The sequence below is a fragment of the Roseateles sp. P5_B10 genome (genome assembly GCF_056400485.1).
Genome location: NZ_JBFULE010000207.1, coordinates 1 through 7,542, shown reverse-complemented (window position 1 = coordinate 7,542; position 7,542 = coordinate 1). Strand labels below are relative to the sequence as shown.

5 protein-coding genes are annotated in these 7,542 nt (G+C 67.5%); 3 read left to right on the top strand and 2 right to left on the bottom strand.

Annotation, left to right across the window (positions count from 1 at the left end; all coding sequences use genetic code 11):
• On the bottom strand, window positions 1-1,204 hold a 1,204-nt coding region (locus AC1DU6_RS14420), incomplete at its 3' end, for a peptidoglycan DD-metalloendopeptidase family protein (protein ID WP_477857884.1).
• Window positions 1,205-1,440: 236 nt separating this feature from the next.
• Here AC1DU6_RS14420 and tyrS point away from each other — a divergent pair.
• Both tyrS and AC1DU6_RS14410 read left to right on the top strand, forming a co-directional pair.
• Entirely contained in the window at window positions 1,441-2,667 is a 1,227-nt protein-coding gene (tyrS, locus tag AC1DU6_RS14415; RefSeq protein ID WP_056203175.1) for a tyrosine--tRNA ligase, read from the top strand.
• 135 nt (window positions 2,668-2,802) lie between these two features.
• Complete coding sequence (locus AC1DU6_RS14410) at window positions 2,803-3,279, top strand: DUF6622 family protein (RefSeq protein WP_056203177.1); 477 nt, start codon at window positions 2,803-2,805, stop codon at window positions 3,277-3,279.
• Window positions 3,280-3,324: 45 nt separating this feature from the next.
• On the opposite strand, the gene AC1DU6_RS14405 is transcribed toward AC1DU6_RS14410, so the two are convergent.
• Window positions 3,325-6,663, bottom strand: a complete 3,339-nt coding sequence (locus AC1DU6_RS14405) for a S41 family peptidase (protein ID WP_477857882.1) — start codon at window positions 6,661-6,663, stop codon at window positions 3,325-3,327.
• 139 nt (window positions 6,664-6,802) lie between these two features.
• On the opposite strand from AC1DU6_RS14405, the gene AC1DU6_RS14400 reads away from it, so the two are divergent.
• A partial coding sequence (locus AC1DU6_RS14400; RefSeq protein ID WP_477857881.1) for a DUF4331 domain-containing protein occupies window positions 6,803-7,542 on the top strand: 740 nt, incomplete at its 3' end.

The following is a 7,542-nucleotide window of genomic DNA, read 5'->3' as shown; positions in this document are numbered from 1 at the left end:
GGCCGGTGGCCCAGCCGGTCGAGCCGACGGCACCGAGCTTCATGCCCTGTTCGATGCGCTGGCCCTTCTTGACGTCAATGCGGCTCAGGTGCGCGTAGACCGTGCTGCGGTCGCCGGCGTGGCGCACCTGCACGACATTGCCAAAGCCGTTCTGCCAGCCGGCCATTTCGACCGTGCCATCGCCCACCGACCGCACGGCCGTGCCGGTCGGCGCACCGTAGTCGACACCGTTGTGCTGGCGCCAAGTCTGCATGATGGGATGGAAGCGCATCGCGAAGCCGCTGGTGATGCGCGAGAACTCCATCGGGCTGGCCAGGAAGGCGCGACGCTTGCTCGTACCGTCAAAGCCGAAGAAGCTGCTCTTGCCGGTGGCGTTGTCCTTGAAATAGACGGCCGAGTAGGTGCGGCCGTTGTTCGTGAACTCGCCGGCCAGCAGTCGACCCACGCCGCCGTCCCACGGGACCGGCTCGCCGTCGGCGGTCAGCGTCTCGTAGACGATGCTGAAGCGGTCGCCCTTGCGCAGCTCGCGGTGGAAGTCGATGTCGCCCGAGAACATGTCGGCCATCTGCGAAGCGATGGCGTCGGGGATGTTGGCGTCGTCGGTAGCGGCGAACAGCGAGGTGCGGATGGTGCCGCTGCCCAAGGCCACCTGGGCCTGCAGCGGTGCCGTTTCGGTGCGGGCGGTGAAGCGGCCGCCGACGCGCTCGATCGTCAACCGGGTGAAATGACTTGCTTGCTGCTCGACCTTTTCGGCCGGGAAGCGCATGACGATCTTCTGCACCTGGCCGGAGGCGTCGGCTGTCAGGTGGACCATCTTGCCGGCGCGGCCCTGCAGCACGCGCCGGCCCAGCGGGTCAGTGCGCAGGAAGGCCGCGGCGGCCGGGTCGAAGGCGCCGGCACGCTTGAGCAGGCTGTCAGGGGTATCGCTGGAGCGGGTGGCTTCGGCGCGGGTCAGGCCGACGGCGTGCGTGGCCAGCTCCTCGAGCTGACTCTCCACATCGGGCGTGGCCAGGGTCTCGACCAACGTGCGCTTGGGAAGCTCGGCGGCGTCAGGGGCCAGCGGCGCGATGCCGAAGGCRGTCACGGCGAAGCAACTCAGCAGGCCGACGACGGTGGCCGTCAGCGCACGCGGATGCCGGGCGGCAAAGGCCTCGGCATGCTGCAGGCTGGCTTGGACTTGCTTCAGGCGGTTCTTAACAGTCACTCTCGCTGTCACTCTCGGTATTCCCGGGGTTGTCGCTGGGGCAATCCCGGCCGAGCCGGTTCAGCGCTGAGGCCGCTCGTGGGCGGCCCTTAAAATCCCTGGATTGGTTGTGTTGAAACAACACCCCCAAACGAAGGGTGAATTCTAACGGCTTTGTCCTACCTGGCATGCCGGTTAACCCCGATGGATCAATAACTTAACGTTTCGCCCGGCTTGCTGCCGGGCGCCGATGCGCCATGTCCGACGCTCCGCAATTCCCCATCACCGATGCTGTCCTCGAAGCCCTGGCCGTCACGCGCCGCGGCGTGGACGAGTTGCTGCCGGAGGCCGAGTGGACGAAGAAGCTGGCCCGCTCCGCCGCCACCGGTGTGCCGCTGCGTATCAAGCTGGGCCTGGACCCGACGGCGCCCGACATCCACGTCGGTCACACGGTTGTCTTGAACAAGATGCGCCAATTGCAGGACCTGGGTCACCAGGTCATCTTCCTGATCGGCGACTTCACCTCGCTGATTGGCGATCCGTCCGGCCGCAACGCCACTCGTCCGCCGCTGACCAAGGAACAGATCCAGGCCAACGCCGAGACCTATTACGCCCAGGCCAGGCTGGTGCTGGACCCGGCGCGCACCGAGATTCGCTACAACTCCGAGTGGAGCGAGCCGCTGGGCGCGGCCGGCATGATCCAGCTGGCGAGCAAGTACACGGTCGCCCGCATGATGGAGCGCGACGACTTCACCAAGCGCTTCGCGGCCCAGACGCCGATCTCGGTGCACGAGTTCCTCTACCCGCTGATGCAGGGCTATGACTCGGTGGCGCTGAAGAGCGACCTGGAGCTGGGCGGCACCGACCAGAAGTTCAACCTGCTGATGGGCCGCCACCTGCAGCAGGAATACGGCCAGGAGCCGCAGTGCATCCTGACCATGCCGCTGCTGGAGGGGCTGGACGGCGTCGAGAAGATGTCCAAGTCCAAGAACAACTACATCGGCATCACGGAAGCGCCGAACACGATGTTCGCCAAGATCCTGTCGATCAGCGACGTACAGATGTGGAAGTGGTTCGAGCTGCTGTCCTTCAAGTCCCTGGCCGAGATCGCCGCGCTGAAGGCCGAGGTCGAGGGTGGCCGCAACCCGAAGGACGCCAAGGTCATGCTGGCCAAGGAGATCACGGCGCGCTTCCACAGCGCGGCGGCGGCGGACGCGGCCGAAGCCGACTTCAACAATCGCGCCCGCGGTGGCATTCCTGACGAGATTCCTGAAGTTCAGTTGAGCGGCGCGCCCATGGGCATCGCCCAGGTGTTGAAGGGGGCCGGCCTTGTCGCATCGACAGGCGAAGGCCTGCGCATGGTCGAGCAGGGCGGCGTGCGCCGGGCCGGCGAAGTCATCGCCGACAAGGGGCTGAAGCTTGACGCCGGCGAGCATGTGCTGCAGGTGGGCAAGCGCAAGTTCGCGCGGGTCGTGCTGAGCTGAGCGCCCGGCGGGCGGCCGTTCGCCACCGTTCGCTGGCGATTCCCGCCGCGCGCTGTCCATTCGTCGCAAGCCGTTGGCCCCAAGGGCGAGGCATCCGCACAGTCCAGGCATCGCAACACCCACCGGATGCCGCCAATGACTGCTTCTTCCATCCCCTTCTGGCCCTTCGCCGTCCTGGCCGGCCTCGTCATGCTGGGCTACCGCCAGTCGCGTGACCGTGTCGTCCAGCCCGGCATGCTCGCCAAGGTCGCCCTGGCCATGYTGGCCCTGTCGCTGTATGGCGTCACGACGGCCTTCGGCGCACACATGGTTCCCGTGCTGGCCTGGGCGACGGCCTTTGCAGCTGCCGTCTTCATCGGTGGCCCGCTGTTTGCACCGCGCGGCCTGGCCAAGGAAGGCGCCGCCGTGCGCATGCCCGGCAGCTGGGTGCCGCTGGGCCTGATGCTCGGCATCTTCATGACCAAGTTCGGCCTGGGCTTCGCCAACGGCATGGGCGCCCATGTGCTGCAGGAGCTCTGGTTCATCGCCGCGGTGAGCGCGATCCTGGGTCTGTTCAGCGGTGCCTTCGCGGCCCGGGCCACGGCGGTGCATCGCTTCGTCCGCGCCGCTTGATCTCTCAAGCCCATGAAAAAGGGAGGCCGCGGCCTCCCTTTGCTTTCACGGCTTGACCGGCCGCAGATACGGTCCCGGCTTCACCACCTGGACCGGCTGCTCGGCAATCCGGCGCTTCAGATCGGCCAGCGCCGCATCCAGCTGCGCGTCCTGGCCCATGGCCGTTGCGCGCGGCGGGTTGTCGACCTCGATGTCCGGCGTCACGCCGATGCCCTCGATCAGGAAGCGGCCCTCGGCGTCGATCTGCCCCGTCTCGGCGGCCCGCATGATGCCGTTGTCGATCAGGCGGTTCTGGTCCGACAGCCACACGCCCGCCCCCGAGCTGCGCTTGCCAATGACGGGGCCCAGCTTGAGGCGCTTGAAGCCCTCGGCGAAGGTCTCGCCGTCGCTGTAGGTGTCTTCGTTCATCAACACCACCGTGTGGCCGCGGTAGACGTTCTGCATGTTGGCGTAGACCGGTGCGCCGCCTGGCGAGCGCGGTTGCCAGAAGGCCCAGGCGCGGCGCAGCAGCTTTTCCAGGATCCAGCTGTCGATGTTGCCGCCATTGTTGTAGCGCACGTCGATGATGAGGCCGTCGCGGTCGCTGGCAGCGTAGAACTCGCGCACGAAATCGGCGATGTCGGCCGCGCCCATCGCGCGCAGATGCACGTAGCCGATGCGGCCCTGGGCCGACTGCTCCACGGCGCGGGCGCGGCTGACGCGCCAGTCGTTGTAGCGCAGCTGGTTTTCGCGCGTCTGCGCCACCGGCGTGACGATGCGCTGCACCGTCTTGCCGCTGGCCTGTTTCACCTCCAGCAGCACCTGGCGGCCGGCCTGGCCGCGCAGCAGCTCCAGGATGTGCGGCGCGCTGGCGCTGGGGCGGCCATTGACGGTCGTGATGACGTCACCCACTTGCAGGTTGAGACCGGGCGCGGCCAGCGGCGGTGCCTCGGATGGCAACTCCTGCTCATGCGCATAGATCGCATCGATGCGCCAGCCCTCCGGTGCGCGCGAGAAGCGCCCACCGAGGCCCGCGAGGCCAGGCTCGTCGGGCGCGAGCCGCGTGTCGCCGGCGCCGATCTGGCTGTGCAGGGCGCCCAGTTCGCTGACCATCTGCGCCATCAGCTCGGCGAGCTCGAAGCGGTCGGTCACCCGGTCCACCAGTGGCTCGTATTTGGCGCGCACCGCCACCCAGTCCACGCCGTGCATCTTGACGTCGTAGAAGTGGTCGCGGTGCAGGCGCCAGGCGTCGGCGAACATCTGCTTCCACTCGGCGCGCGGCTGCGTGGCGATCTGCCAGTCGGTCCAGCGCACTTGCAGCTTGGCGAGTTCAGCCGGCAGCTTGGGCGCCGCGTCGACGACGAGGATTTCCGGCGCCGCACCCGCGGGCTGGTTGCGCACCAGCATCAGCTTCTTGCCGTCGGCGCTGATGTCGTAGTTGCGCACGTCGCTGGCCAGGATCTCGGCCGGGCCGCCCTGGTTGTCGATGCCAACCGACTTGAGCTGGCTTTTTCCGTCCAGATCACGATCCAGGAACCACAGGCGCTTGCCATCCGCGCGCAGCGCGCGGTAGCTGCCGGCGGTCACGGGCAGCTCGTGGAGGCGCTCGGCCAGGCCTTCGAAAACGATGGCGGGCTTGCCCTTCTTCTCGGCGGCTGGCTTCTTGTCGTCCTTTGGATCAGGCTTGCGCTCGGTCGGCTCCTTGTCGGTGGCCTTCTTGTCCTCGGCGCGCTGCTCGTCGGCCTTCTTCTCGGTGACCGACTCCAGCTCGTCCTTGGCCGCGAACGGCGAGCGCAGGCCCGGCTGCAGGGCCAGCGCGTAGAGCTTGGCGCGAAAGCCGAAGAACGGCCCGGTGTTGCGGTCGCCCCATGTGCTGCCATTGCCCGTCGTCGCGAAGTTGCGGTTGGACGCGAAGTACAGCCATTGCCCGTCCGGGCTGAAGGTGGCGCTGTCGCTGTCGTAGCGGTCGCTGGTCAGCGTGTGGGTGCGGCCATCGGCCGTGCTGTAGAGCTGCAGCTGGCTGCGGTCGGCATGGCGCAGCGACAGCGTCCAGGCCAGGGCCTGGCCATCGGGACTCCAGCCCTGCAGCTGCGGCGCGTCGCCAAGGGCGCTGCGAGCGATCTCGCGTGTTGTCTTGGCCTTCAGGTCGGTCAGCCAGATGCCGCCTTCCTTGTCGGTATGCGCCAGCCAGCGGCCGTCGGGCGAAGGGAGCAGGTCGCGGCGCTGCGTCGTTGCGCCGCTGGTGATGCGTTCGGGTTGACCCGTGCCATTGGCCGCGAAGCGCCAGATCTCGGTCTCGCCGCTGAAGTCGCAGACGGCGAAGACGCTCTTGTTGTCGCTGCTGAATTCACCCTTCTTGCAGCTGCCGTCGGCCGGCAGCGGCAGCTCAGCGCGGCGCAGCTGCTGCACGCCCTGCGTCGCGAGGTGACCGCGCGCGGCCAGCAGCACGCGCTCGCCATTGGGGGCGAAGGATGTGTCGGTCAGGAAGTCCTGCGGCTTCTTGATCCAGCGCTCGCGCTGCTGGTCGAAGTCGCCGCCCAGGCTGATGTCGAGCTTCTTCGCGCCCGCGCTCTGCGCGAGGTCGACGAGGTAGAGGTCCGCGCCCACTGCATAGACGACACGGCTGCCGTCGACGGATGCGTGGCGGATGTCCCAGCCCTTGTGCGTGGTGTGCTGGCGCATGTCACCGCCTTGGGCATTGACCGACCAGATGTTGACCGTGCCTTCGCGGTCCGACAGGAAGGCGACGCGCTCCGCGCCACCGACGCGGTAGGGCAGGGGACGGCGATCGTTGTTGCCCTCGGCGATCAGCGGTTTTGCTTCGGCCTTGTCCGTCAAGTCCAGCGACCACAGCCGCGCGATGGCGCCGCCGCGGTACTGTCGGGCGTTGTCGCTGCGCAGGCCGCTGCGCGTGAAATAGAGCGTCTTGCCATCGGCGCTCAGCGCGGCGTCGCTGGCCTGGCCGACGGGCAGCTGGCGGCGCTGGCCAGTCTTCACGTCGATGGCGAAAAGCTGACTGCCGGGACGGGCGTCCAAGCCGGTGTAGAGGACTTCGCCGGCGGCCGTGAAGCCCCAGACGCGCATGCCGCCGCCTTCCCAGGTCAGGCGCTTCGGCGGGCCGCCGGCCACCGGCATCAGGTAGATCTCGGTGCCGCCGTCGTACTGCGCCGTGAAGGCCAGCCATTGCCCATCGGGCGACACGGCGGGCTGGGTCTCCTGGCCGTTGTGCGTGGTCAGCCGCTGGGCTTCGCCGCCCTGCGTGCCGACGCGCCAGAGGTCGCCCTCGGCGACGAGATAGACGGCATCGCCACGCAGTGTGGGCTGGCGATAGAAGCCGCTGGTGCCGGCCCAGGCGCTCGTGGCGCACAGGACCGCAGCGAGCGCGGCGAGACGGAAGCGGGGCATGGGGCTCTCCTGATGAGGGTCGCCATTGTGTTGTTAGGGGAATGGAGGGCGATTCGTCRCATCGGGTGAATCCKTAGAGCGCTGGAGCGCGTAACAGCGCTCAGATGCCAAGACGGCATTGCCATACAGGATGCCCCCGATGAAAGCTCGTCTCACCCGCAGCGCCGTGGGCGCAGCGCTGTTCTGCCTGGCCGCAGGCGCTCAGGCTTCCAGCCACCGCGAAGCGCCCTTCATCACGACCGTGCCCAAGGTCGACGCGACGGACTTCTACATGTTCAACAGCTACGAGACCGGCCGTGCCGGCTACGTGACGCTGATCGCCAACTACCAGCCGCTGCAGGACGGCTATGGCGGCCCGAACTATTTCTCGATGGACCCGAATGCGCTCTACGAGATCCACGTCGACAACGTTGGCGATGCCAAGGAACACCTGACCTTCCAGTTCCGCTTCAAGAACACGCTGTCCAACAGCGGTGCCGGCACGTCTTTAAGCGTCGGCGGCAAGATGGTCGGCATCCCGTTGATCCAGTCGGGCGCGGTGGCCAACGTCAAGGACGCCAACCTGCAGGTCAACGAGAGCTACACGCTGACCGTGGTGCGCGGCGACCGCCGCAGCGGCACGGCCCAGGCGGTGGTCCATGCCACCAGCGGTGCGACCAGCTTCGACAAGCCGGTCGACAACATCGGCAAGAAGACCATCGCCGACTATGCGAGCTATGCGGCCAAGCATGTCTACCCCATCACCATCCCCGGCTGCAGTACGCCGGCCAAGGTCTTCGTCGGCCAGCGCCAGGACCCGTTTGCCGTCAACCTCGGCACCATCTTCGACCTGGTCAACGCGCCGGTCTCCGTCATCACCGACCCGTCGCTGATCAATGC

Coding starts and splice junctions, on each gene's coding strand:
- tyrS (WP_056203175.1), top strand. CDS start 1,441: ATGTCCGACGCTCCGCAATTCCCCATCACCGATGCTGTCCTCGAAGCC.
- AC1DU6_RS14405 (WP_477857882.1), bottom strand. CDS start 6,663: ATGCCCCGCTTCCGTCTCGCCGCGCTCGCTGCGGTCCTGTGCGCCACG.